A 24,532-nucleotide genomic window follows, 5' to 3' on the forward strand; every position below is an offset into this window, starting at 1 on the left:
GAGTCAGAAATGAAAAAAGTAATTATTACAGGTGGCAATAGTGGTATTGGCTATCAGGCTGCAAAACAATTAGCTGAAAAGGGCTGGTCAGTGACCTTGTTTTGCCGGCGGAAAGAAGCTGCTGAGCAAGCCTGTGAGGAAATCCGCCAACAAACAGGAAATCCACAAGTAAATTATATCTTGGCTGATTTATCTGATTTGGAGAGTATCAAGAAAGCGGTAGAACAGTATATCCAAAAAGAAGAGACATTAGATATTTTAATTAACAATGCGGCTGATTTTGATTTATCAATCAAAAGTCCCGTGATGACCAAAGATGGATTAGAAAAGCAGTTTGCTACAAATGTAGTTGCTCCCTTTTTGCTTTCTACCTTATTGAGAGGCTTGCTAGAAAAGTCTGAGAACGGTCGGATTATTAATATTTCTTCTCAAGGGCTGATGCTGTATCCTTTCATAAAGCTTGATTTTGAAAATTTATCTGGCCAAAAACACTACAGTCCTGCTAAGACCTATTATCAAAATAAACTAGCCTTGTTGATGCTGTCACTTTATATGCGGAAACAGTGGAAAGGTATTAAGGTACAGGCAATCCGTGTGACCAATGTCAAAGTAGATATGCGCCGCTATGATCATCTCAGCGCTTTTATGAAAAATCTGTATAAAATTAAGTCAAAATTTTCAATTAGCCCGGAAGAAATGGCGAAAGTCTATACAGCCTTATCTACAGAAGATGACTATGAGGGCTTTTTGTATGACGAGAAATGTAGAGAAGTAAAGGCTAACGCATCTGCGTACAAGGAAGAAGACCAGAAAAAACTCTACACCTTGCTAGAGCAAATAACCAACTTTTAAAAGATAAATAAAGAAATAGAAAAGAGAGAGCATGCGTATTGCAGACCATAGTGTGACCCGTGCCATTCTGGAGCGTCACGGTTTCACCTTTAAAAAATCTTTCGGTCAGAATTTCCTGACGGATACTAATATCCTCCAGAAGATTGTGGACACAGCCGAGATTGATAAAAAGGTCAATGTCATTGAAATTGGTCCTGGTATTGGGGCATTGACGGAGTTTTTGGCAGAAAATGCTGCGGAGGTCATGGCTTTTGAGATTGATGATCGGCTGGTGCCGATTTTAGCGGATACCCTGCGCGATTTTGACAATGTGACAGTGGTCAATCAGGATATTCTCAAGGTTGATCTGGCTCAGTACATAGCAGAGTTTAAGAGTCCAGACCTGCCTATCAAGGTAGTGGCAAATTTGCCCTACTACATCACGACGCCGATTCTCATGCATTTGATTGAGAGCGGAATTCCTTTTAGTGAGTTTGTCGTAATGATGCAAAAAGAAGTAGCGGATCGGATTTCGGCTCAGCCGAATACCAAGGCCTATGGTAGTTTGTCGATTGCGGTGCAGTATTACATGACGGCCAAAGTTGCCTTTATCGTGCCACGGACAGTCTTTGTGCCAGCGCCAAATGTGGACTCGGCTATTCTCAAGATGGTGCGCAGAGACCAGCCTGCAGTTGCGGTACAGGACGAGAAATTCTTTTTCAAGGTTTCCAAGGCCAGCTTTGTCCACCGTCGGAAGACTCTCTGGAATAACCTGACTAGTTATTTTGGAAAGTCAGAAGAGATTAAAGCGAAGCTTGAAAGAGCCCTTGAAACGATAGATTTAGCGCCCAATGTTCGTGGAGAATCGCTTGATTTAGAAACATTTGCTCGTTTGAGTGACGCTTTAAAAGCTGAAGGTCTCTAATAGAGTATGGAAAAGAAAAAGAGGCTGGGACAAAAGTCCTAGCCTCTCAATTGTCTTTGGATTGTCGAGCAAGACGCAGTGGTTGAGTGGGCTCTACTACGCTGATTTCATCAGTTTTTACAGCCCTACTCAACTGTGCGGAGGTGGGACGGCGAAATCGAATTCTAACGAATTACCGATTTCTGTCCCACTCTCTTTTGTCTTATGCGGAGGAAGGGATTTGAACCCTCACACCCGTACGGGCACATGCGCCTGAAGCATGCGTGTCTGCCGTTCCACCACCTCCGCTTGCTTTCTATTATAACATATTTTAAAAAAATGCCAATGAGAAAGCAATAGACATTTTATGGTATAATGGAGGTACTAATCTTAAAGGAGTTCTCTTGCAAGGAAAAATTATTAAGTCCCTAGCTGGCTTTTATTATGTAGAAAGCAATGGGAAAGTTTATCAAACCAGAGCTCGTGGTAATTTCCGAAAAAAAGGACAGACGCCATATGTTGGAGACGAAGTCGAGTTTTCAGCTGAAAAAGATTCAGAAGGCTATATTTTAAAAATAGCAGAACGCAAAAACAGCCTTATTCGACCGCCCATTGTGAACATTGACCAAGCAGTTGTCATTATGAGCGCAAAAGAGCCGGATTTTAACGCCAACCTGTTAGATCGCTTTCTAGTTCTTTTGGAACATAAAGGGATTCATCCGATTTTGTATCTCAGCAAGCTGGATTTACTAGAGGTGAGAGATGAGCTTGATTCCTTCTTACAAGTTTATCGTTCTATTGGCTACGATGTGGCAAGGAGTGTGGGTGAACTGTTGCCTCTTTTATCAATGAAAACTACCGTTTTTATGGGGCAAACAGGTGTTGGGAAATCTACGCTTTTAAATAAAATTGCGCCAGATTTGCAACTGGAAACAGGAGAGATTTCCGAGAGTTTAGGACGTGGTCGACATACAACACGAGCAGTTAGCTTATACAATCTAAATGGAGGAAAAATAGCGGACACACCGGGTTTCTCATCAATAGATTATGAAGTAAGCCAGGCAGATGAATTAAACCAGGCCTTCCCAGAAATCGCAGAACGGAGTTGTTCCTGTAAGTTTCGAACTTGCACTCATACGCATGAACCAGGTTGTGCAGTCAAGCCAGCAGTCAAAGATGGCCAAATAGCATCTTTTCGCTTTGATAATTATCTCCAATTTCTCAGTGAGATTGAAAATCGTAGAGAAACATATAAGAAAGTAGCAAAAAAACTAAAATAAATAGATAGAGGAAAAATATGACACAATATAAAATCGCACCATCCATTCTTAGTGCAGATTATGCAAACTTTGAAAGCGAGCTTAAAAGACTGGAATCAGCAGGAGCAGAATATGCCCATATCGATGTAATGGATGGCCACTTTGTCCCTAATATTACATTTGGAGCAGGTGTAGTGGCGAGTATGCGTCCGCATAGCAAGTTGGTTTTTGATTGCCACTTGATGGTATCTAACCCAGAGAAGCATATAGAAGAATTTGTTCGAGCTGGTGCAGATATTATCGGTATTCATGTTGAAGCAACTCCACATATCCATGGCGCTCTACAACAAATCAGAGCTGCAGGTGTTAAGGCTTGCGTTGTATTGAATCCAGGGACGCCAGTTCAAGCGATTAGGCATGTATTGAATCTAGTTGATCAGGTTCTAGTTATGACTGTTAACCCAGGTTTCGGCGGACAAGCATTCTTACTTGAGACTTTGGTCAAGATACGTGAACTTGCGAGCCTTCGTGAGCAAGAGGGGCTACAATTTGACATTGAAGTCGACGGAGGCGTTGATAATCAAACGATCAAATTGGCTAAGGAAGCAGGAGCTAACGTTTTTGTGGCAGGAAGCTACGTATTTAAAGGTGATGTCCATCACCAAGTTCAAACTTTACGGGAAGCATTACATGACTAAGATTGCTGTGGTTGCCGGTGGTCAGCTAGAGACACTTCCCACAGATGTTGATATTTGGATAGGCGTGGATCGTGGGAGCCTCTATCTGATAGATCGAGAGATTGATCCAGATTTGGCTGTGGGAGATTTTGATTCGGTAACGCAGGATGAATTTCAGCGGATTCAGGAAAAGGCTGGAGCTATAATACAGGCTCAACCAGAAAAAGATGATACAGATTTAGAGTTGGCAGTTATTGCCTGTTTCGAACGTTATCCAGACGCCAACCTAATGATTTATGGTGCTTTTGGCGGTCGAATGGATCATGCACTGGCCAATGTTTTTCTCCCTAGTAACCCGGCCATATCCCCTTTTATGGAACGAATCTTTTTGGTGGATGAACAAAATGTGATGACCTATCGGCCGTCAGGGAAGCACCTGATTGATCCTGTAGATAGCATGAAGTACATTGCGTTTATGCCGACGAATGACATCCACTTGATAATTGAAGGAGCAAAATATCCTTTAAATGAAACAAACTTTTTCTTTAAAAAAGTTTATGCTTCTAACGAATTTATAGGTAAGCCCATTTCTTTGTCTTTTGACTCGGGATATGTGGTGATAATATATAGCAAAGATAGGAAATAAAATGGATATATTGATCATCATTCTGTTAATTGCTAACATCCTCTTTCTCTTCTTCATTTGGCAAGGGCAAGCGAGGCAAAAAAATAAGGTAAAACGACTATTGGAAGAAGAATCAGATCGCTTGTCAGATCAAATTGATTACCGTTTGGAACAACAGACCCAGCAGGCATTACTGCAACAAAAAAACTTAGAAATAAGTTTAGGAGATCGTTTTAGTTCTCTTCACACAAGTTTGCATAGGGATTTGACAGATTTACGGACAGAAATCAGTGATAATTTGACCAAGAACCGTGATAAGACAGATGAACGCATGAAACAGATTCAAGAGTCTAATGAATTACGTTTAGAGCAAATGAGGCAGACAGTAGAAGAAAAACTGGAGAAGACTCTTCAAACTCGCCTTCAAACCTCTTTCGAGTCTGTTTCTAAGCAATTAGAGTCAGTCAATCGAGGCTTGGGAGAGATGCAGCATATTGCGCGTGATGTAGGAACACTCAACAAAGTACTTTCAAACACTAAAACCCGTGGGATTATGGGGGAATTGCAACTCGGTCAGATCATCGAGGATATTTTGACAGCTAATCAGTATGAACGGGAATTTGCAACGGTGGCTGGCTCCAATGAACGTGTAGAATATGCTATCAAATTACCAGGTCAGACAGAGCATGATTATGTTTATTTACCAGTTGACTCTAAGTTTCCATTAGCAGACTATTATCGCTTAGAAGAAGCCTATGAGTCGGGGAATAAAGAAGAAATTGAGTTCCACCGAAAATCTTTATTAAATAGCGTGAGACGTTTCGCAAAAGATATTCGCAGCAAATATCTAGCTCCACCTAGGACTACGAATTTTGGAATAATGTTTTTACCTACTGAAGGGCTTTATTCAGAAGTGGTTCGTAACCCTGAATTTTTTGATAGCCTCCGTAGAGATGAGCAGATCGTGGTGGCAGGTCCATCTACCTTGTCAGCTTTGTTAAATTCCTTATCTGTTGGTTTTAAAACACTCAATATCCAAAAGAGTGCAGATGATATTAGTAAGGTCTTGGGAAGCGTCAAGTTAGAGTTTAATAAGTTTGCAGGGATCCTAATCAAAGCTCAAAAACACTTGCAGCACGCTTCGGGTAATATAGATGACTTACTGACTCGTAGGACAAACGCTATTGAACGTACATTACGCCAGATTGAATTGTCTGATGAAGATTTACATCTGGATTTACTAGATATATCAGAAGAAGGGGAAAATCATGAAAATTAGCCAAATGAAAAAAGATGAACTGTTTGAAGGGTTCTATTTGATCAAATCGGCCGAAGTACGTCAGACGAGAGCTGGAAAAGACTATATTGCTTTTACATTTCAAGACGATACTGGGGAAATCGAAGGGAAACTATGGGACGCTCAACCACATAATGTTACAGAATTTACAGCAGGAAAAGTAGTCCATATGCAGGGGCGCAGAGAAGTGTATAATAACACCCCTCAAGTGAACCAATTAGTTTTACGCCTTCCTAAAGCTGGTGAACCAAATGATCCAGCTAATTTCAAAGAGAAGCCACCAGTAGATCCTAAAGAATTGCGTGATTATCTTGCACAAATGATTTTCAAAATTGAAAATCCGGTTTGGCAACGTGTTGTTCGTGCTTTATATAGTAAGTATGACAAGGAATTTTATTCCTATCCAGCTGCTAAGACCAATCACCATGCTTTTGAATCTGGTTTGGCTTTTCATACAGCTACGATGGTTCGTCTAGCGGATGCGATTGGAGACATTTATCCGCAGCTGAACAAGAGTTTGCTTTTTGCAGGAATCATGCTTCATGACCTGGCCAAAGTGATTGAATTGAGCGGACCAGATGATACTGAATATACTGTTCGGGGGAATTTGATTGGCCATATTGCTTTGATCGATGAGGAAATCACCAAAATTCTCTTAGAGTTGAAAATTGATGACAATAAGGAAGATGTTGTTGTATTACGTCACGTTATCCTGAGCCACCATGGTTTGCTGGAGTACGGTAGTCCAGTTCGTCCAAGAATTATGGAAGCAGAAATCCTCCATATCATTGACAATTTGGATGCCGAAATGATGATGATGACGGCCGCTCTGGCAAAGGTAGGCGCAGGTGAGATGACAAGCCGTATTTTTGCAATGGACAATCGTTCATTTTATCAACCAGATTTGGACTAACTAAAAAACGAAAAACGAGCAGTCTATTTGTAATAATGTTCGTTTTTTTGGTAGAGTATGGTATAATGAAGAAAAATAATAAAATGGTGAACATATGAAATTAAGACGAAGTGATCGTATGGTAGTAATTTCAAACTATCTTTTAAATCACCCTTACGAATTAACAAGCCTCAATACCTTTGCTGAAAAATACGAATCTGCTAAATCTTCTATTTCAGAAGATATTGTGATCATTAAACGAGCCTTTGAAGAAATTGAAATTGGTACAATAGAAACTATTACAGGTGCAGGTGGAGGAGTTATTTTTACGCCTTCCATTTCAGATAAGGAAGCCAAAACGATTGTAGAAAAATTGCGTGATCAACTATCAGAAAGTGATCGAATTTTACCGGGAGGTTATATTTATTTATCGGACCTCTTGAGTACCCCGTCGATTTTAAACAGCATTGGTAGAATTATCGCTAAAGCTTTTAGAGGACAGAAAATTGACGCAGTCATGACAGTAGCGACAAAAGGTGTACCATTAGCAAATGCTGTTGCAAATACACTAAACGTCCCTTTTGTCATTGTGCGCCGAGATTTAAAAATTACAGAAGGCTCCACTGTTAGTGTGAATTATGTATCTGGTTCAAGCGATCGGATTGAAAAGATGTTTCTATCCAAACGGAGTCTAAAAGCCGGGAGTCGTGTTTTGATTGTAGATGACTTTTTAAAAGGTGGCGGTACGATTAATGGGATGATTAGCTTATTAACAGAGTTTGAATCAGAACTAGCAGGAGTAGCCGTTTTTGCAGATAATGCTCAAGAAAAAAGAGATCAGTTGGCTTACAAGTCATTGCTAAAAGTCACAAACATCGATGTGAAAGAAAATAAAATCGATGTAGAAGTTGGTAATATTTTTGATAATGAGATAATGAAGTGAGAAAATACAATGAGAAATATTTTTGATAAATTTGATCAAAGCCCAATTTGGATTAGACTATCAGTTCTATCTATGTTGGTTGTTGTCTTAGTGGCAGGCCTACTTTTTGTTAAACCAGATAATAAGATTGCAAAGCAAACAACGACTCCCACTAGTTACAGCAAACGTTCTAGTGCGAAAGCTAGCACAACAGATAAAGTGGCTGCGGATAAAACGAAAGCAGCCCTTACCCAAACTGTTACTGATGCTGAGGAGGCAGTTAAAACCTTGGAAGCTGAGCAAACAGAAGCAAATGCAACTGCTGCTCAAACTGCTGTTGATAAAGTAAAAGATGAGGAAGCTAAAGCAAGACTCCAAGCAAGAATCCAACTAGTCAAGGAAGCTATGGCTGCAGCTCAAGCTTCGGCAGTTCAACAAGCGCCTGTGCAACAGCAACAACCTGTATATCAAGCACCAGCTGTTCAAACACCTGCTGCTCCAGTAGAAGCGCCTACCCAAAATCCTGAAACACCATCTACAAGTACAACACCACAACAACAGCAATAAAGAGAGTGGGACAGAAATCGGTAATTCGTTAGAATTCGATTTCGTCGTCCCACCTCCGCACAGTTGAGTAGGGCTGTAAAGGCTGATGAAATCAGCGTAATAGAGCCCACTCAACCACTGCGTCTTGCTCGACAATCCAAAGACAATTGAGAGGCTAGGACCTTTGTCCCAGCCTCTTTTTTGGATAAACATAAGAATGTTCCTGTAAAAATAATAAGAAATCTATTGACTCGTCACATGCATCATGCTATAATGATAGACGGTACTTTTTACTTTTGGTCTCTCAAAAGTGTACAGAGACGTGCTGACAAATGTTGCAAAAGTACACGCAGATGATAGCTGTCACCAAGTGTATCATCACCAAAATTAAAAAATACAGGAGAATGTAGATGCCTACAATTAACCAATTGGTTCGCAAACCGCGTAAATCAAAAGTAGAAAAATCTAAATCACCAGCATTGAACGTTGGTTACAATAGTTTGAAACGTGTTCCAACTAACGAAAGCGCACCTCAAAAACGTGGTGTAGCAACTCGTGTCGGAACAATGACACCGAAAAAACCTAACTCAGCCCTTCGTAAATTTGCTCGTGTACGTTTGAGCAACCTGATCGAAGTAACTGCTTATATTCCAGGTATTGGTCACAACTTGCAAGAGCACAGTGTTGTGCTTCTTCGTGGTGGACGTGTAAAAGACCTTCCAGGGGTACGTTACCATATCGTTCGTGGTGCACTTGATACAGCAGGTGTTACTGACCGTAAACAAGGCCGTTCTAAATACGGTACTAAAAAACCAAAAGCATAAGGAAAGGGGATAAAGAGAAATGAGTCGTAAAAACCGTGCGCCTAAGCGCGAAGTATTGGCGGATCCGCTTTACAATTCAAAATTAGTTACTCGTCTTATCAACCGCGTTATGCTTGATGGTAAACGTGGTACAGCAGCTTCTATCGTATATGGAGCATTCGAGCAAATCAAAGAAGCTACTGGAAATGACGCACTTGAAGTATTCGAAACAGCTATGGAAAACATCATGCCTGTTCTTGAAGTACGTGCTCGTCGTGTTGGTGGATCTAACTACCAAGTCCCAGTTGAAGTTCGTCCAGAACGTCGTACAACACTTGGACTTCGTTGGTTGGTAACAATTGCTCGCCTTCGTGGTGAACACACAATGCAAGATCGTCTTGCAAAAGAAATCATGGACGCAGCTAACAATACTGGTGCAGCTGTTAAAAAACGTGAAGACACTCACCGTATGGCTGAAGCTAACCGTGCCTTCGCACACTTCCGTTGGTAATATAGGATGTGAAAGCGTTAAGAAAGTCCCAGAGAAAATAGGGAATCGAAGCAGGTTGCGACTGCAACCGATGAGATTCATCTTTTTCTCCAGACTTTTAGCTTGAGCTCAACTAGATCATAATGCTAGGAATCCAAGGGCGCAAAGCAAAAATAGGAAACTGATGCAGTGTTCCGTGAACACAAAGCAGTTTATCTTTTTGCGAAGAGCCTCGCTCGGGTTCAAATTAGCTAAATCGATTGGTATTAGCTACAACCCAACTTACTATTTCGTAAGTTGAAACCAACAAAAACAGATAAACATTTGAAACGGGTAGGTCCTGCCTATCCGTTTTTGCTAAATCATGTTATAATAGATTGTAAAATAAATTAATAGGAGAAAACAACCTCATGGCACGCGAATTTTCATTAGAAAAAACACGTAATATCGGTATCATGGCTCACGTCGATGCTGGTAAAACAACAACAACTGAGCGTATCCTTTACTACACTGGTAAAATTCACAAAATCGGTGAAACTCACGAAGGTGCGTCACAAATGGACTGGATGGAGCAAGAGCAAGAGCGTGGTATCACTATCACATCTGCTGCGACAACAGCTCAGTGGAACAACCACCGCGTAAATATCATCGACACACCAGGACACGTGGACTTCACAATCGAAGTACAACGTTCTCTTCGTGTATTGGATGGTGCGGTAACGGTTCTTGACTCACAATCAGGTGTTGAGCCACAAACTGAAACAGTTTGGCGTCAAGCAACTGAGTATGGAGTGCCTCGTATCGTATTTGCTAACAAAATGGATAAAATCGGTGCAGACTTCCTTTACTCAGTAAGTACTTTGCACGACCGTCTTCAAGCAAACGCTCATCCAATTCAATTGCCAATTGGTTCAGAAGACGACTTCCGTGGTATCATTGACTTGATCAAGATGAAAGCTGAAATCTATACGAACGATCTTGGTACAGATATTTTGGAAGAAGATATCCCAGCTGAATACCTTGAGCAAGCACAAGAATACCGTGAAAAATTGGTAGAAGCAGTTGCTGAAACTGATGAAGAATTGATGATGAAATACCTTGAAGGTGAAGAAATCACTAACGAAGAATTGAAAGCTGGTATCCGTAAAGCGACTATCAATGTTGAATTCTTCCCAGTATTGTGTGGTTCTGCCTTCAAAAACAAAGGTGTTCAATTGATGCTTGATGCAGTTATTGACTACTTGCCAAGCCCACTTGACATCCCAGCGATCAAAGGTATCAACCCAGATACTGATGAAGAAGAAACTCGTCCTGCATCCGATGAAGAGCCATTTGCAGCTCTTGCCTTCAAGATCATGACTGACCCATTCGTAGGTCGTTTGACTTTCTTCCGTGTTTACTCAGGTGTTCTTCAATCAGGTTCTTACGTATTGAACACTTCTAAAGGTAAACGTGAACGTATCGGACGTATCCTTCAAATGCACGCCAACAGCCGTCAAGAAATTGACACTGTTTACTCAGGTGATATCGCTGCTGCCGTTGGTTTGAAAGATACGACAACTGGTGACTCATTGACAGATGAAAAAGCTAAGATCATCCTTGAGTCTATCAATGTTCCAGAACCAGTTATCCAATTGATGGTTGAGCCAAAATCTAAAGCAGACCAAGATAAGATGGGTATTGCCCTTCAAAAATTGGCTGAAGAAGATCCAACTTTCCGTGTAGAAACAAACGTTGAAACTGGTGAAACAGTTATCTCTGGTATGGGTGAGCTTCACTTGGATGTCCTTGTTGACCGTATGCGTCGTGAGTTCAAGGTTGAAGCAAACGTAGGTGCTCCTCAAGTATCATACCGTGAAACATTCCGCGCTTCTACTCAAGCACGTGGATTCTTCAAACGCCAATCTGGTGGTAAAGGTCAATTCGGTGATGTTTGGATTGAGTTCACTCCAAACGAAGAAGGAAAAGGCTTTGAGTTTGAAAATGCTATCGTTGGTGGTGTGGTTCCACGTGAATTCATCCCAGCGGTTGAAAAAGGTTTGATTGAGTCAATGGCGAATGGTGTCCTTGCTGGCTACCCAATCGTTGATGTGAAAGCTAAACTTTACGATGGTTCATACCACGATGTCGACTCATCTGAAACAGCCTTCAAGGTTGCAGCTTCACTTGCATTGAAAGAAGCAGCTAAGACTGCACAACCAGCTATCCTTGAGCCAATGATGCTTGTAACAATCACTGTTCCTGAAGAAAACCTTGGTGATGTTATGGGTCACGTAACAGCTCGTCGTGGACGTGTTGATGGTATGGAAGCACATGGTAACAGCCAAATCGTTCGTGCTTATGTTCCACTTGCTGAAATGTTTGGTTATGCAACAGTTCTTCGTTCAGCATCACAAGGACGTGGTACCTTCATGATGGTATTTGACCACTACGAAGATGTACCTAAGTCAGTACAAGAAGAAATTATTAAAAAACATAAAGGCGAAGCTTAATTGCTAGCCCAGCACCTCGCTTAGAGGTGCTTTTTTATTTATGAAAACTTCTATGAAAAAGCTTTGAAAGAATGAATAAGTTTCTCTTGTGATGATGAAATCAGTTGCATTTTGAGCTAAATAGGTATATAATAGAAATGTTGAAAGGTGATTTGTAGTGATTCAAGTTACTATTTTCACAATAAAATTTTTTTGATTTTCATAAGGAGGAAATCACGAATGGTAGTTAAAGTTGGTATTAACGGTTTCGGACGTATCGGTCGTCTTGCTTTCCGTCGTATCCAAAACGTAGAAGGTGTTGAAGTTACTCGTATCAATGACCTTACAGACCCTGTTATGCTTGCACACTTGTTGAAATACGACACAACTCAAGGTCGTTTTGACGGTACTGTTGAAGTAAAAGAAGGCGGATTTGAAGTTAACGGTAAATTCGTTAAAGTTTCTGCTGAACGTGATCCAGAACAAATTGACTGGGCTACTGACGGTGTAGAAATCGTTCTTGAAGCAACTGGTTTCTTTGCTAAGAAAGAAGCAGCTGAAAAACACCTTAAAGGTGGAGCTAAGAAAGTTGTTATCACTGCTCCTGGTGGAAACGACGTTAAAACAATCGTTTTCAACACTAACCACGACATCCTTGATGGTACTGAAACTGTTATCTCAGGTGCTTCATGTACTACAAACTGTTTGGCTCCAATGGCTAAAGCACTTCAAGACAACTTCGGTGTTGTTGAAGGTTTGATGACAACTATCCACGCTTACACTGGTGACCAAATGATCCTTGACGGACCACACCGTGGTGGTGACCTTCGTCGTGCGCGTGCTGGTGCTGCTAACATCGTTCCTAACTCAACTGGTGCTGCTAAAGCAATCGGTTTGGTTATCCCAGAATTGAACGGTAAGTTGGACGGTTCTGCACAACGCGTTCCAACTCCAACTGGATCTGTTACTGAGTTGGTAGCTGTTCTTGAAAAGAACGTAACTGTTGATGAAGTAAACGCAGCTATGAAAGCAGCAGCTAACGAATCATACGGTTACACTGAAGACCAAATCGTTTCTTCAGATATCGTAGGTATGGCTTACGGTTCATTGTTCGACGCAACTCAAACTAAAGTTCTTGATGTTGATGGCAAACAATTGGTTAAAGTTGTATCATGGTACGATAACGAAATGTCTTATACTGCACAACTTGTACGTACTCTTGAATACTTTGCGAAAATCGCTAAATAATTCATAAATGTAAGAGGCCTGTAAAGGCCTCTTTTTCTTATGTAAACGTACGATTGTTGTTACTTTGTTTTATTCCAAGAAGAAGGACGAGATAAATGAATGGCTGTGTTATATTTTCTAAATAATAATAAAACTTTGTTAAAAAAATTGACAACGCTTTCAAAAAGTAGTAGAATAAAGGTATAAACAAAAGTTTGGTGCATAAACATTTGTAAAAGGAGGCGGTGTTAATGGGAAGTGGATTGTTACTTAATTGTAAAGATATCTATAAATCATTCGGTGATAATCACGTTCTTAAGGGAATTAATTTGAGTCTATCACGAGGAGAGGTGTCTGCTATTATTGGGGGCAATGGAGCCGGAAAAAGTACCTTAATGAAAATTATAATGGGTATTTATAAGGCTGATAGAGGAGAAATTGTTGTAGAAAATACTAGCTATAAATATATGACACCAACAATGGCTTTGGCAAATGGTATTTATCTGGTTCCTCAAGAACCGATGTTATTTAAAAATATGACAGTTTTAGAAAACATTTTGCTTGGCCTTTCTGGAAATAAGAATGAATTGAGAAATAAATTAAAAGGAATAATCGAAGAACTAAAATGGGAAATTAATTTAGAACGCAAAGCAGACACTCTTACAATAGCTGAACAGCAATTAGTAGAAATTTTAAAAGGTCTAATACGTGATGTGAAAATTTTAATCTTAGATGAACCTACAAGTTCTTTGACTTTTAATGAAACTGAATCTCTATTTGTATTAATTGAAAAATTAAAGGCTGAAGGTGTGGGTGTGATTTACATTACTCACCGTCTAACAGAAGTATTTGAGATTGCAACAGACATCATAATAATGCGTGACGGCATAATAAGTTTAGTAGGTAAAACACATGAATTTACGAATGAAATGCTTATTCAAGCATTGTTACCAGATGGAGCGAGTGTCGATGCTGTAAGGCATAATAAGTCTTACGATATTGATCGGACCTGCACAGAACCTGTTTTTAAAGTTGAACATTTTACTGGTAATGGTTTTAAAAATGTAAGCTTTGATGTGTATCCAGGAGAAATTCTAGGTCTTGCAGGAGTAGTGGGTGCGGGTAGAACAGAATTAGCTGAGACGATTTTTGGAAAAGATGAGGTTCATGAGGGAAGGGTCTTTCTAGGAACAATGGATATAACAGGTAAATCAACAAATGAAGTAATTCATCTTGGCTTGAATTATGTTCCTGAAGATCGTTTTAAGAATGGAATTTTTAAAATCAGTGATATCGGCATGAATATATCGGCTTCTGCATTACAATCTGTTGGTAAATATTTTGTGGATAGGAATAGAGAAAAAGAGTTGTATGATTATTTTAAACGATCTTTCAATATCAAGACGATGGATATGAGCGATGAAATTGGTAGTTTATCGGGTGGAAATCAACAGAAAGTTGTTATTGCAAAATCCATTGCATCTATGCCAAAATTATTGATTTTAGATGAACCAACTAGAGGAATTGATGCAGGCGCTCGTGGAGATGTTTATCGAATAATTCAAGAACTTAAATCTCGAGGGTTGGCTATTTTGATGATTTCATCAGATATGGAAGAAGTTGTTCAACTGTCTGATCGAGCAGTAACAATGTACCATGGAAAGTTGAATGCTGAATTTATAGGAGATGATATTAATCAGGAAAATCTAATGAGTGCTTCGTTTGGTGTAGTTAAGGAGGCGAGTGTTTCATGAAAAATCTTTTGAAGCAAAGAGAGATGGTTTCGGTATTATTCATAGTAACATTATTTATTGTTGTTGGTTTGTTTAATTCAAAATTTCTTGAGTTAAATAATGTTTTTCAAATTATTAATAATAGCGCAATTTATTCAATAGTAGCATTGGGAATGTGCTTTGTGCTATTTACTGGAGAAATTGATGTTTCTATAGGGGCAACTGTTGGTTTAACAGCAGCCATTACGGGGAAGTTACTAAATTCAGGAGCTTCTATTTGGGTAGTATTTTTAATGGCTCTTCTAGTAGGTGTAATTGTAGGAGCTATCAATGCAGTTGGCATTGTATTTTTTAAGATTCCATCTATCATCATGACTTTAGGAATGATGGGAATTATTCGTGGAACGCAATATATTTATACAAATGGTCAATGGTTACAAAACTTCCCTAATGAATTTCTAAGGTTATCTCAAAACCGCATAGGAGGTACAATTGGAGTTGTTTTTGTAAGCGCTTTAATAATTGCGGCTTTGCTTCATTTATTTATAAAAATGACAATGACTGGTAAAAGTTTTAAGGCTGTTGGAGATAATATTGATGGTGCGAGATTGATTGGTATTCCGGTAGATAGGATTAAATTTCTTAGTTATATCATTTGTGGAGGGTTTGCAGCAGTTGGAGGAGTTCTCTATGCAAGTCGTATTGGATTTGTCACTCCAATTGATGGAACTGGTTATGAGATGACTGCAATTGCGGCTTGTGTTATAGGAGGAGTTGCTTTGGAGGGCGGCCAAGGATCAACATTTGGTTCTATTATAGGCTCGATTCTTATGACATCTATTAGTAGCATTTTAGTCTTTCTTAATTTTCCTTCTACTTTTAATAATACAATTACAGGGGGTATTCTAATTGCTATCGTGGTAATTGGAGCATTATCGAATCATCGTTCTGCTGAGAAGGTTCGGAAGGAGCGATTACGAGTGAGAGTTGAGCAAGGAGGGGAATAAAGTGGAGAAAATAAAGTCAATTTTAAATCATTTTAGTTGGCGATGGGAATATTTTTTGATTGTCCTTTTAATTGCTGAATTTATTATATTTGGTAGTATGAATCCTAGATTTTTAAACCCATTTATCCTGATGAATTCCATCAATAATTTTATTCCTGTTTGTATCGTGTCGCTATTTGTAACTTTTGTAATTATTACGGGAGGAATGGATATTCAGGCTGGATCTATCATGGGGCTGACTTCCATTTGTGTTGGCGTGTTTTGGCAAAAAATAGGACTTAATATCTGGATGGCAATTTTGCTTGGATTTGTAGTAGGAGCACTTTGTGGATTATTTAGTGGTATTTTAATTGCCTATACAAAAGTTCAACCAATGGTAATAACTTTAGGAGGTTCTTTCCTTTATTCAGGTTTGGCTCTAGTGGTACCAGCTTTAGCTCAAGTAGTTTCATACCAAGGGATTACAAATTTTCCTAGTGAATTTCAATCCATTTCAAATGGGAACCTATTTGGAATTCCTAATCAAGTTATTGCCTTTATAGCTTTAACTATAATTGCATATTTGATTCTTCATCGAACAAAGTATGGAAGGAAAATTTTTCTTATAGGGGTAAATAGAAATACGGCTGAATATTCAGGGATTAGATCTGCAAGAGTAGTCATGAGTACCTATATTTTTTCAGGGATTGCTGCGTCAGTTGCAGGTGTTCTACTAACCTCTTACCTAGGAACTGCTAAACCAGATTTTGGTGCAGATTTAACATTGCCGATTATTACAGCAGTAGTGCTTGGGGGGACCTCGATTTATGGAGGGAAAGGAAACGTATTTGGGACTGCTTTGGCGGCACTGATTATTGGTTTCATGAAATTTGGTCTGACTTTAGTTGGAGTGAATGCACAGTATCAAGATATTCCTGTAGGTATCCTATTGATTATTTCTTTGATCGTTAACTTTTTGATTAATGGGAATATATTACAAAAGTTAATAAAAAAATACGAAAGGAAGTATGAAATGGACAGTTCATAAGGTAAAGTATAGAGAATGTTTTGGTCGTTGTAGCTTATAATAAGGAGAAAAGATGATGAAAATAAAAAAATTATTAACTTATAGTGCTTTACTTGGCGTAGCAGCGATTGCTTTGGTTGCTTGTGGAAATTCAAATTCGAATTCTAGTTCTGATTCGAGTTCTAAGTCTTCAGGAAATAATGGAGGAAAAGTAGTGTTTGTGCCAAAAGTCACGGGGAATTCTTTCTTTGAATCAGGGAACTTAGGTGCACAAGAAATGGCTAAAAAAGAAGGTTTTACAGTTGACTATAACGGAAATTCTGTGGCTTCTGTGGCAAATCAGGTAACAATTATTAATAATGCTGTTCAAACAGGAGCGGGTTCTATTGCGATTTCCTCAGTAGATCCAACTGGTTTGGATAATGCCTTGAAACAAGCACAACAAGCTGGTTTAAAAGTAGTAACATGGGACTCAGATGTTTCACCTGATGCACGTTCTCTAATGGTATCACAAGGAACACCGCAACAATTAGGTGAAATGCTTGTTAAAATGAGTGTGGATGCCCTGGAAAAACGTGGTAAAGATCCGAAAAAAGATGCTATTAAATATGCATGGCACTATTCATCTTCTACTGTTCAAGACCAAAATTCGTGGCAAAAAGTTGGAGAAGAATATATTAAGAAAAATTATCCAAATTGGGTTAATGTAAATAAATCAAATTATTATAGTAATCAGGATGCTCAGGAAGCATTGAATGTTGGACAATCTATTCTTTCAGCACATAAAGATATCGATTTGGTTATCTGTAATGATTCTACTGCCCTTCCAGGCCAATTGCAAGCTGTTCAAAATGCGGGATTAACTAAGAAAGATGTGACTATTACTGGCTTTTCAACTCCAAACTCTATTAAGAAATATGCTAAAGATAATATTATTGAAGAATGGGGCTTGTGGGATGTAAAGGTCCAAGGAGGAATGGCAGTTTATTTAGCAAACTATTTGGCTTCAGGGAATGAGGTAAAAGTAGGTGATAAAATTGATATTCCTGGTATTGGAAAAGTTGAAGTTCAAAATAATACAGTTTTAGATCCAAAATATAAGAATAGCGAAAAGAGTGGAGTTGTTCTGCTTCCAGAAAGAACGGTTTTCACAACTGAAAATATGGATAAATATGATTTTTAAGGAGAAAATAAATGGCAGATTTAGAAGGATTAAAAGTTTCTAAGGATTACTATGTAGACACACCTGTGAAAACTTTAGAACAGTTTTATGTTAAAGGTGCCCATAATTTAGATTATGGCATGAAAAAGCATTTATCGAATATTTTCAATCCAAAAAGCGGTAATTCAGTGATGTTTGCATTTGATCACGGCTATTTCATGGGTTCAACAGCAGGATTGGAGCGTTTGGATATTATTTTACCTAAAATTGCACCGGAAGTAGATTGTTTGATGGGAACTCGTGGAGCGATTCGAACAAGTGTTGATCCGAGTTGGCGTAAGTCAACAGCCCTTCGTGTAACATCAGGTTCAACCATGTTGAATGATGATCTGAGTCATGAAATTTTAGCAGTGGACATTGAAGAAGCGATTCGATTGAATGCGGATTGCTTGGCTGTACAAACGTTTGTGGGTGCAGATGGTCAGTTATCGAGTCTTGAAAATTTATCTAGAGCAATTAATCTCGCCAATCGTTATAGCATTCCAACAATGGGAGTTGTAGCAGTTGGAAAGGATATGGAAAGGACAGATCGATTTTTCAAGTTGGCTACGCGAGTAGTTGCTGAGTTGGGTGCAAATTTAGTCAAGTCCTATTATTGTGAAAATTTTGAAGAAGTTGTAGCCGCTTGTCCTGTTCCAATTGTTGTGGCAGGTGGGAAAAAACTTCCTGAGAAAGAAGCTTTGGAATTAGCATATAAAGCTATTAGTGGTGGTGCTAAAGGTTTAGATATGGGAAGGAATATTTTCCAAAGTCTACATCCTACCGAAATGGCGAAAAGTATTTCTAAAATTGTTCATGAGAAATTCACAGATAAAGAAGCATTTGAATATTATACCGATTTAATTAATAAATAAGTCATTTATGAAATTTAATTAGTAAATTTAGGGGAGTAAATGGTTATTTATTTCCCTAAATGTTGTTTATAGTGTATAATTTTATTTTAGTTAAGATATTTGCTAAGAGGTGCAAGATTATGGATTTTTCAGAAAAAGATGAATTATATAAAGATTCAATGCTATATAAGGTTGCGTGGCTATATTATATAGATGGCTTGACTCAAAAAGAAATTGCAGAAAAGCTTTCCGTTAGTCGCATGAAAATTATAAAAATGCTAGAAGAATCCAGAAAACGAAAAATCGTTCGATTCCACTTCTCAACATTATACAGAAATAAAAATACTACTGAAAAACAATTAATTCATAAATATCAATTAAAAGATGTCTTTGTTGTGCCTTGGAGCAGTAGTGATAAGTTGCCAGAAAATCTGGGTCAGGCTACTGCTATGTATCTGAATGATTTGATTCAAGATGACTCTCTTGTAGGTGTAGGTTATGGAGAAACTATGGGGGCTTTCTTAAAGAATTTATCCAAAATGACAGATAAAAATGTATCTGTTGTTTCCATGACCGGAGGAGTCATGCCGTATATCAAACAAATTGGGAACGGCATCATTGATTTGAAACATTATCTAATTCCAGCTCCGCTTATTGTGAGTAACAAAGAATTGGCTGGAGCTATTATGAACGAAAAAGCGGTTAGCGATATTATGGATATGACGAAAGAGACAAAGGTAGTTGTTACTAGCCTTGGAGGAATGGAAGAAAATTCAACTGTTTTAAGGACAAGACTTTTAACAACCGAACGTTTCAAAAAATTAAAATCCGCAGGTGCTATTGGTGATATGTTGATGCACTTTATTGATAAAGATGGACATTTGGTAGATGATGAAATTGAAGAGCGTATCATCAGTACCAAACTGGAAGATCTTAAGATAAATGATTATATTATTGCCGCGGCGGGTGGAGAAGAAAAACTTTCGATTATTCATACAGCTATAACGCATGGTCTGGTCAATGTTCTCATCACTGATGAAGTCACAGCAGAGCTCTTGTTAGGAGCGAATGAATGGAAGGAACAAAAGAATACTTATTAGCATTGGATGGGGGAACAGGTAGTTTTCGCGCTATTCTGTTTGATAAATTTGGACATCAAGTGGCTATTGAGCAAATTGAATGGGAACATCCTGTAGATGTCCGCTATCAAGGAAGCATTGGGTTTGACTTTGAAAAAGATTGGGAGATTATTAAGCAGTGTCTTCAAAACCTCCTCACAAAAAACGCCATTAACCCAACTGATATCAAAGGGATTTCTTCAGATTCTATGAGGGAAGGCTTCGTTTTATATGATGAAAATCAAAAAGAGTTGATTGGTTTTTCTAATATTGATGCAAGAGCTAAAGAGGAAGCTGTCTATCTAAAAAGGAGCAATCCTGACTTGGAAATGGACATTTATCTAAAGACGGGGCAAACTTTTGCTTTAAGTGCGCTACCGCGGCTTTTATGGGTGAAAAATCATGAGCCTGAAATATATGAAAAAACGAAATTTATCAATATGATAAATGACTGGATTATTTATAAATTAACCGGTAAAATCGTTTCTGAACCAAGCAATTCTTCAACGAGTGGTCTGTTTAACTTAAAGGAGCGTAAATGGCTTCCAGAAGTGGCTCAAAAATGTGGCTTGAAGTCGGATATTTTTCCTCCTGTTTTTGAAAGTGGTGAACCTGTTGGTTATGTGACGACTCTTGCTGCACGTGAAACCGGTTTATCTGAATCAACTGTTGTTGTCTGTGGTGGTGGAGACTCGCAGCTTGGCTGTATCGGCTTAGGTTCTATCAAAAATAATCAGGCAGCTTTGTTTGGCGGAAGTTTCTGGCAATATGAATACAATACAGACCAGCCTTATGTTGATGTAAAAGGTCGGGTTCGTGTGAATTGTCATGCTGTTGCTTCCACTTGGCAACAGGAAGCCATTGCTTGGAGTTCAGGTTTGGTCATGCGTTGGTTTCGTGATGCTTTCCTTTCTTTAGATAAGGAAAAAGCAAAGGAATTGGGAGTTTCTGTTTATGCGTTGATGGATGGAAAAGCAAAGGATATCCCAGTTGGATGTTACGGTATGGCTTCAACTTTTGCAGATGTGATGAATTTTAGGAATCTCAAACATGCAGCACCAACCTTTACGAATTTTATGATTGATCCAGACAGGTTTAATAAATACACTTTTTATAAGTCCATTATGGAAAATGCAGGCTTAATAACCTTAGGGCACTTAAAAATGGTAAAGGAAATCACGGGATATATGCCCGATGAGATTTTCTTTGCAGGCGGTTCTGCTTATAGTTCGTTATGGAGTCAGATAATTGCTGATATCTTAGGGATTCGGTTAATCACACCAAAAGAAAAAGAAGCTACAGCGTTGGGAGCGGCCTTTTTGGCAGGTGTCGGTAGCGGTGTTTATCAAAGTTTAGATGAAGCGATTCAGCATGTGCAGATAGATAGGATTTATGAACCGAATATGAAGAATCATCAGGAATATCTAAAAATTTTTGAAAAGTGGCAGGCAATCTATAAAGAACAGCTGACATTATCAGATCAAGGTCTGACAGATTATATGTGGATTGCAGCAGGTGCAGAGTGAGAAAGGAGCATGTGATGAAAATCGTAGATGAAAAAGATAGAGATTATCGCTTCGGCGACAGTGGCCCCAAATACTTGATGAAAGGCCCTCGCTCAAATTTTGCGGTGGTGAGGTTCAATCCCGGACAAGATTTTCCCGCCCATTATCATGAAGTCATGGAAGAAAATTTTTATATCCTAGAGGGGAAGATAGATATTTATGTGGATAAAGCCAAATACACTCTTTCAAAAGGGCAGTTTATCCATATTGAACCTGGCGAAGTGCACTATGTCAAAAATGCTTATGATGAGCCAATTGTTATGGTGTCAACCTTAGCACCTTATCAGGAAGTTGATAAAGTTGAAGTGCCAGATGCCTATTGAAAATAGGTCATATCATTTCAGAGACTGAGATTTTTTCCAGCCTCTCCTTTTTCTTTTCTTTGCTTTGAAGAAGAGATTTCTCGCCCCCCTTTTTTGTGAAAAATTTCTTTAGAGCAAGAAAATTACTGAAAAATGTGTTATAATAGTTGCGTATAAAATAGAAAAAGGAGTTTTTGTAACATGGCAAAACTTACTGTTAAAGACGTTGACTTGAAAGGGAAAAAAGTTCTCGTTCGTGTTGACTTCAACGTACCTGTTAAAGATGGCGTGATTACCAATGACAACCGTATCACTGCAGCTCTTCCAACTATCAAGTACATCCTTGAACAAGGTGGACGTGCAATTCTCTTCTCTCACCTTGGACGTGTAAAAGAAGAAGCAGACAAAGAAGGTAAATCACTTGCTCCTGTAGCTGCTGACTTGGCTGCTAAATTGGGACAAGAAGTTAAATTTATCCCAGGTGTTACACGTGGTGCTGAATTGGAAGCCGCTGTTAACGCTCTTGAAGATGGACAAGTTCTCTTGGTTGAAAACACTCGTTTCGAAGATGTTGACGGCAAGAAAGAATCTAAAAATGATCCTGAACTTGGTAAATACTGGGCATCACTTGGAGATGGTATCTTCGTAAACGATGCATTCGGTACAGCTCACCGTGCACACGCATCTAACGTTGGTATCTCAGCAAATGTTGAAAAAGCAGTTGCTGGCTTCCTTCTGGAGAACGAAATTGCCTATATCCAAGAAGCAGTTGAAGCTCCAGAACGTCCATTTGTAGCGATCCTTGGTGGTTCAAAAGTTTCAGACAAGATCGGTGTTATCGAAAACTTGCTTGAAAAAGCTGATAAAGTCCTTATCGGTGGTGGGATGACTTACACATTCTACAAAGCACAAGGTATCGAAATCGGTAACTCACTTGTAGAAGAAGACAAATTGGATGTAGCGAAAGCACTTCTTGAAAAAGCAAACGGCAAATTGATCTTGCCAGTTGACTCAAAAGAAGCAAATGCTTTTGCAGACTATACTGAAGTAAAAGACACTGAAGGTGAAGCGGTTGACCCAGGATTCCTTGGATTGGATATCGGTCCTAAATCTATCGCTAAATTTGATGAAGCGTTGACTGGTGCGAAAACTGTTGTCTGGAATGGCCCTATGGGTGTATTTGAAAACCCTGACTTCCAAGCTGGTACAATCGGTGTCATGGACGCTATCGTGAAACAACCAGGCGTGAAATCAATTATCGGTGGTGGTGACTCAGCTGCTGCAGCCATCAACCTTGGTCGTGCAGACAAGTTCTCTTGGATCTCTACTGGTGGTGGAGCATCAATGGAACTCCTTGAAGGTAAAGTATTGCCAGGATTAGCTGCCCTTACAGAGAAATAATTTCAGTTCGCTAATTTTTATAAAATCCTGATTTTGTAGAAAAGCAACAATGAAATACTAGCAAAAAGGTGACAATGTCACCTTTTTGTGTTAGTGTGGCTAATTGTGATGCGGTGATAGAATCCCAATGAAATTAGTAAAAGGTAAAGTTTGCAGCATTGACTGAAAAAATTGTAGCTTTCTAGACCTTCGGCTATCCTGTTTTATAGGTCTTAAATAGTTAAAAGGTGGTGGGGCAGTTCAAGATTCTCATCCTTTCTATCTAGTTAGTAGGATTAGACGAAATTTCTTATTCTAATACAAAACTGTCATTTTAGAAGAAACCCAACTTTTGCTTCTAAATATGTTACAATGAGATAAGAAGGTGAAAGGGATATGAATTATTTCAGTAAGTATAAGTTTGATAAATCAAAATTCAAATTAGGAATGCGCACGCTGAAGACAGGATTAGCTGTTTTTATTGTGCTACTTCTATTTAACCTATTTGGCTGGAAGGGTCTTCAAATAGGTGCTTTGACAGCTGTCTTTAGTCTACGAGAAGACTTTGATAAAAGTGTACATTTTGGGACATCACGTATTTTGGGAAATAGCATTGGTGGTCTATATGCTTTGCTTTTCTTTTTGTTAAATAAGTTTTTTCAAGACCAGCTTTGGGTAACATTGCTTTTTGTACCTATTTGTACAATGCTGACGATTATGACAAATGTGGCGATGAACAATAATGCTGGTGTAATCGGGGGTGTATCTGCTTTGCTGATTATTACCCTGTCTATCCCTGAAGGAGATACAATAGTCTATGTATTTGCTCGTGTTTTCGAGACTTTTCTAGGTGTTTTTATTGCGATGCTGGTTAATTATGATGTTGACCGTCTGCGAGCTTATTTACGAAAACAAGATAAGTAAATATGATGTAAGAAAAACTGACATTTATTCTTGACAGAATAGCTGTTTCGACATATAATAGTTTTAATATTGGCCACAAAAGACTAAAAGCTTGACTTGGCTGACTGAAAGGAGGTTGCAATGAAAGAAAAGGAGCTTCGTCGTAACTTGGCGATTTTTCCTATCGGAAGTGTCATGAAATTAACAGATTTGACGGCACGCCAGATTCGCTATTATGAGGACCAGCAGTTGATTACTCCAGAACGAACAGAAGGCAATCGTAGGATGTACTCGTTGAATGATATGGATCGTTTATTGGAGATAAAAGACTATATTGCAGAAGGACATAATATTGCAGCTATTAAGCGTGAGTATGCTGAGCGTGAAGTGAAGGCTAAGAAGCTAGTAAGCGAAAAAGACGTTCGTCGTGCATTGCATAACGATATTGTCCAACAGAGTCGATTTGCATCCTCAACCCCAACTTTTGGGCCTTTAAAAAGACCCTAGCTATGTGTTTGA

24 protein-coding genes and 1 tRNA gene are annotated in these 24,532 nt (G+C 38.9%); 24 read left to right on the plus strand and 1 reads right to left on the minus strand.

What is annotated here, in order from left to right:
• Positions 1 to 9: 9 nt before the first annotated feature.
• Positions 10 to 852, plus strand: coding sequence for an SDR family NAD(P)-dependent oxidoreductase (locus tag HMPREF9182_RS07030; protein WP_009754948.1), 843 nt, complete (start codon positions 10 to 12; stop codon positions 850 to 852).
• A 31-nt stretch (positions 853 to 883) separates the two neighbouring features.
• The gene (gene rsmA, locus HMPREF9182_RS07035) at positions 884 to 1,756 is read left to right on the plus strand and encodes a 16S rRNA (adenine(1518)-N(6)/adenine(1519)-N(6))-dimethyltransferase RsmA (RefSeq protein ID WP_009443350.1); all 873 of its coding nucleotides are present in this window, start codon (positions 884 to 886) and stop codon (positions 1,754 to 1,756) included.
• Between the two features lie 205 nt (positions 1,757 to 1,961).
• On the opposite strand, the gene HMPREF9182_RS07040 is transcribed toward rsmA, so the two are convergent.
• A tRNA-Leu gene (locus HMPREF9182_RS07040) sits at positions 1,962 to 2,044 on the minus strand.
• Between the two features lie 95 nt (positions 2,045 to 2,139).
• Here HMPREF9182_RS07040 and rsgA point away from each other — a divergent pair.
• The 22 genes from rsgA to HMPREF9182_RS07150 all read left to right on the plus strand — a co-directional run bounded on the left by rsgA (position 2,140) and on the right by HMPREF9182_RS07150 (position 24,520).
• Positions 2,140 to 3,015, plus strand: a complete 876-nt coding sequence (gene rsgA, locus HMPREF9182_RS07045; RefSeq protein ID WP_009443686.1) for a ribosome small subunit-dependent GTPase A — start codon at positions 2,140 to 2,142, stop codon at positions 3,013 to 3,015.
• A gap of 17 nt (positions 3,016 to 3,032) precedes the next feature.
• On the plus strand, positions 3,033 to 3,692 hold the full coding sequence (gene rpe, locus HMPREF9182_RS07050) for a ribulose-phosphate 3-epimerase (protein WP_009443212.1): 660 nt from the start codon (positions 3,033 to 3,035) through the stop codon (positions 3,690 to 3,692).
• Positions 3,685 to 4,317 (plus strand): thiamine diphosphokinase, encoded by a 633-nt coding sequence (locus tag HMPREF9182_RS07055; RefSeq protein ID WP_009754209.1) that lies wholly within the window; start codon positions 3,685 to 3,687, stop codon positions 4,315 to 4,317. The genes rpe and HMPREF9182_RS07055 overlap by 8 nt, the downstream gene beginning before the upstream one ends.
• A gap of 1 nt (position 4,318) precedes the next feature.
• Positions 4,319 to 5,575, plus strand: a complete 1,257-nt coding sequence (locus HMPREF9182_RS07060; RefSeq protein WP_009755061.1) for a DNA recombination protein RmuC — start codon at positions 4,319 to 4,321, stop codon at positions 5,573 to 5,575.
• Positions 5,565 to 6,506 (plus strand): 3'-5' exoribonuclease YhaM family protein, encoded by a 942-nt coding sequence (locus tag HMPREF9182_RS07065; protein WP_009443833.1) that lies wholly within the window; start codon positions 5,565 to 5,567, stop codon positions 6,504 to 6,506. Before HMPREF9182_RS07060 ends, HMPREF9182_RS07065 begins: the two co-directional genes overlap by 11 nt.
• Before the next feature lie 94 nt (positions 6,507 to 6,600).
• Entirely contained in the window at positions 6,601 to 7,428 is an 828-nt protein-coding gene (gene purR, locus HMPREF9182_RS07070) for a pur operon repressor (protein WP_009754268.1), read from the plus strand.
• Between the two features lie 9 nt (positions 7,429 to 7,437).
• Positions 7,438 to 7,974, plus strand: a complete 537-nt coding sequence (locus tag HMPREF9182_RS07075; protein ID WP_009443247.1) for a hypothetical protein — start codon at positions 7,438 to 7,440, stop codon at positions 7,972 to 7,974.
• Positions 7,975 to 8,363: 389 nt separating this feature from the next.
• Positions 8,364 to 8,777 (plus strand): 30S ribosomal protein S12, encoded by a 414-nt coding sequence (rpsL, locus tag HMPREF9182_RS07080; protein WP_008808225.1) that lies wholly within the window; start codon positions 8,364 to 8,366, stop codon positions 8,775 to 8,777.
• 19 nt (positions 8,778 to 8,796) lie between these two features.
• A complete protein-coding gene (gene rpsG / locus HMPREF9182_RS07085; RefSeq protein WP_009443075.1) occupies positions 8,797 to 9,267 on the plus strand; it encodes a 30S ribosomal protein S7 in 471 nt (156 codons plus the stop codon).
• Between the two features lie 389 nt (positions 9,268 to 9,656).
• Positions 9,657 to 11,738 carry an elongation factor G gene (fusA, locus tag HMPREF9182_RS07090; protein WP_009754780.1) on the plus strand — a complete coding sequence of 694 codons (2,082 nt, stop codon included), beginning with the start codon at positions 9,657 to 9,659 and terminating at the stop codon, positions 11,736 to 11,738.
• A gap of 219 nt (positions 11,739 to 11,957) precedes the next feature.
• Positions 11,958 to 12,965 carry a type I glyceraldehyde-3-phosphate dehydrogenase gene (gap, locus tag HMPREF9182_RS07095; protein WP_009443879.1) on the plus strand — a complete coding sequence of 336 codons (1,008 nt, stop codon included), beginning with the start codon at positions 11,958 to 11,960 and terminating at the stop codon, positions 12,963 to 12,965.
• A 230-nt stretch (positions 12,966 to 13,195) separates the two neighbouring features.
• Positions 13,196 to 14,698 (plus strand): sugar ABC transporter ATP-binding protein, encoded by a 1,503-nt coding sequence (locus HMPREF9182_RS07100; RefSeq protein ID WP_009443569.1) that lies wholly within the window; start codon positions 13,196 to 13,198, stop codon positions 14,696 to 14,698.
• The gene (locus HMPREF9182_RS07105) at positions 14,695 to 15,684 is read left to right on the plus strand and encodes an ABC transporter permease (RefSeq protein ID WP_009443426.1); all 990 of its coding nucleotides are present in this window, start codon (positions 14,695 to 14,697) and stop codon (positions 15,682 to 15,684) included. Before HMPREF9182_RS07100 ends, HMPREF9182_RS07105 begins: the two co-directional genes overlap by 4 nt.
• Before the next feature lies 1 nt (position 15,685).
• Positions 15,686 to 16,711 (plus strand): ABC transporter permease, encoded by a 1,026-nt coding sequence (locus HMPREF9182_RS07110; protein ID WP_009754658.1) that lies wholly within the window; start codon positions 15,686 to 15,688, stop codon positions 16,709 to 16,711.
• Between the two features lie 52 nt (positions 16,712 to 16,763).
• Positions 16,764 to 17,873 carry a substrate-binding domain-containing protein gene (locus HMPREF9182_RS07115; RefSeq protein ID WP_009755053.1) on the plus strand — a complete coding sequence of 370 codons (1,110 nt, stop codon included), beginning with the start codon at positions 16,764 to 16,766 and terminating at the stop codon, positions 17,871 to 17,873.
• An 11-nt stretch (positions 17,874 to 17,884) separates the two neighbouring features.
• Positions 17,885 to 18,766 carry a 3-hydroxy-5-phosphonooxypentane-2,4-dione thiolase gene (lsrF, locus tag HMPREF9182_RS07120; protein ID WP_009443857.1) on the plus strand — a complete coding sequence of 294 codons (882 nt, stop codon included), beginning with the start codon at positions 17,885 to 17,887 and terminating at the stop codon, positions 18,764 to 18,766.
• 119 nt (positions 18,767 to 18,885) lie between these two features.
• Entirely contained in the window at positions 18,886 to 19,845 is a 960-nt protein-coding gene (locus HMPREF9182_RS07125; RefSeq protein ID WP_009443257.1) for a sugar-binding transcriptional regulator, read from the plus strand.
• Positions 19,818 to 21,389: an autoinducer-2 kinase gene (lsrK, locus tag HMPREF9182_RS07130; RefSeq protein ID WP_009754270.1), complete on the plus strand. Its 1,572-nt coding sequence runs from the start codon at positions 19,818 to 19,820 to the stop codon at positions 21,387 to 21,389. Before HMPREF9182_RS07125 ends, lsrK begins: the two co-directional genes overlap by 28 nt.
• A gap of 14 nt (positions 21,390 to 21,403) precedes the next feature.
• Positions 21,404 to 21,751, plus strand: coding sequence for a cupin domain-containing protein (locus HMPREF9182_RS07135; RefSeq protein ID WP_009443157.1), 348 nt, complete (start codon positions 21,404 to 21,406; stop codon positions 21,749 to 21,751).
• Positions 21,752 to 21,931: 180 nt separating this feature from the next.
• Positions 21,932 to 23,131: a phosphoglycerate kinase gene (locus HMPREF9182_RS07140; protein WP_001096770.1), complete on the plus strand. Its 1,200-nt coding sequence runs from the start codon at positions 21,932 to 21,934 to the stop codon at positions 23,129 to 23,131.
• A gap of 375 nt (positions 23,132 to 23,506) precedes the next feature.
• Positions 23,507 to 24,034 (plus strand): FUSC family protein, encoded by a 528-nt coding sequence (locus HMPREF9182_RS07145; protein ID WP_009443366.1) that lies wholly within the window; start codon positions 23,507 to 23,509, stop codon positions 24,032 to 24,034.
• Between the two features lie 120 nt (positions 24,035 to 24,154).
• Positions 24,155 to 24,520: a MerR family transcriptional regulator gene (locus tag HMPREF9182_RS07150; RefSeq protein WP_009754624.1), complete on the plus strand. Its 366-nt coding sequence runs from the start codon at positions 24,155 to 24,157 to the stop codon at positions 24,518 to 24,520.
• The last annotated feature ends 12 nt before the right edge of the window (positions 24,521 to 24,532 follow it).

It is taken from the genome of Streptococcus sp. oral taxon 056 str. F0418 (genome assembly GCF_000220065.1).
In the GTDB taxonomy this organism is placed as follows: domain Bacteria; phylum Bacillota; class Bacilli; order Lactobacillales; family Streptococcaceae; genus Streptococcus.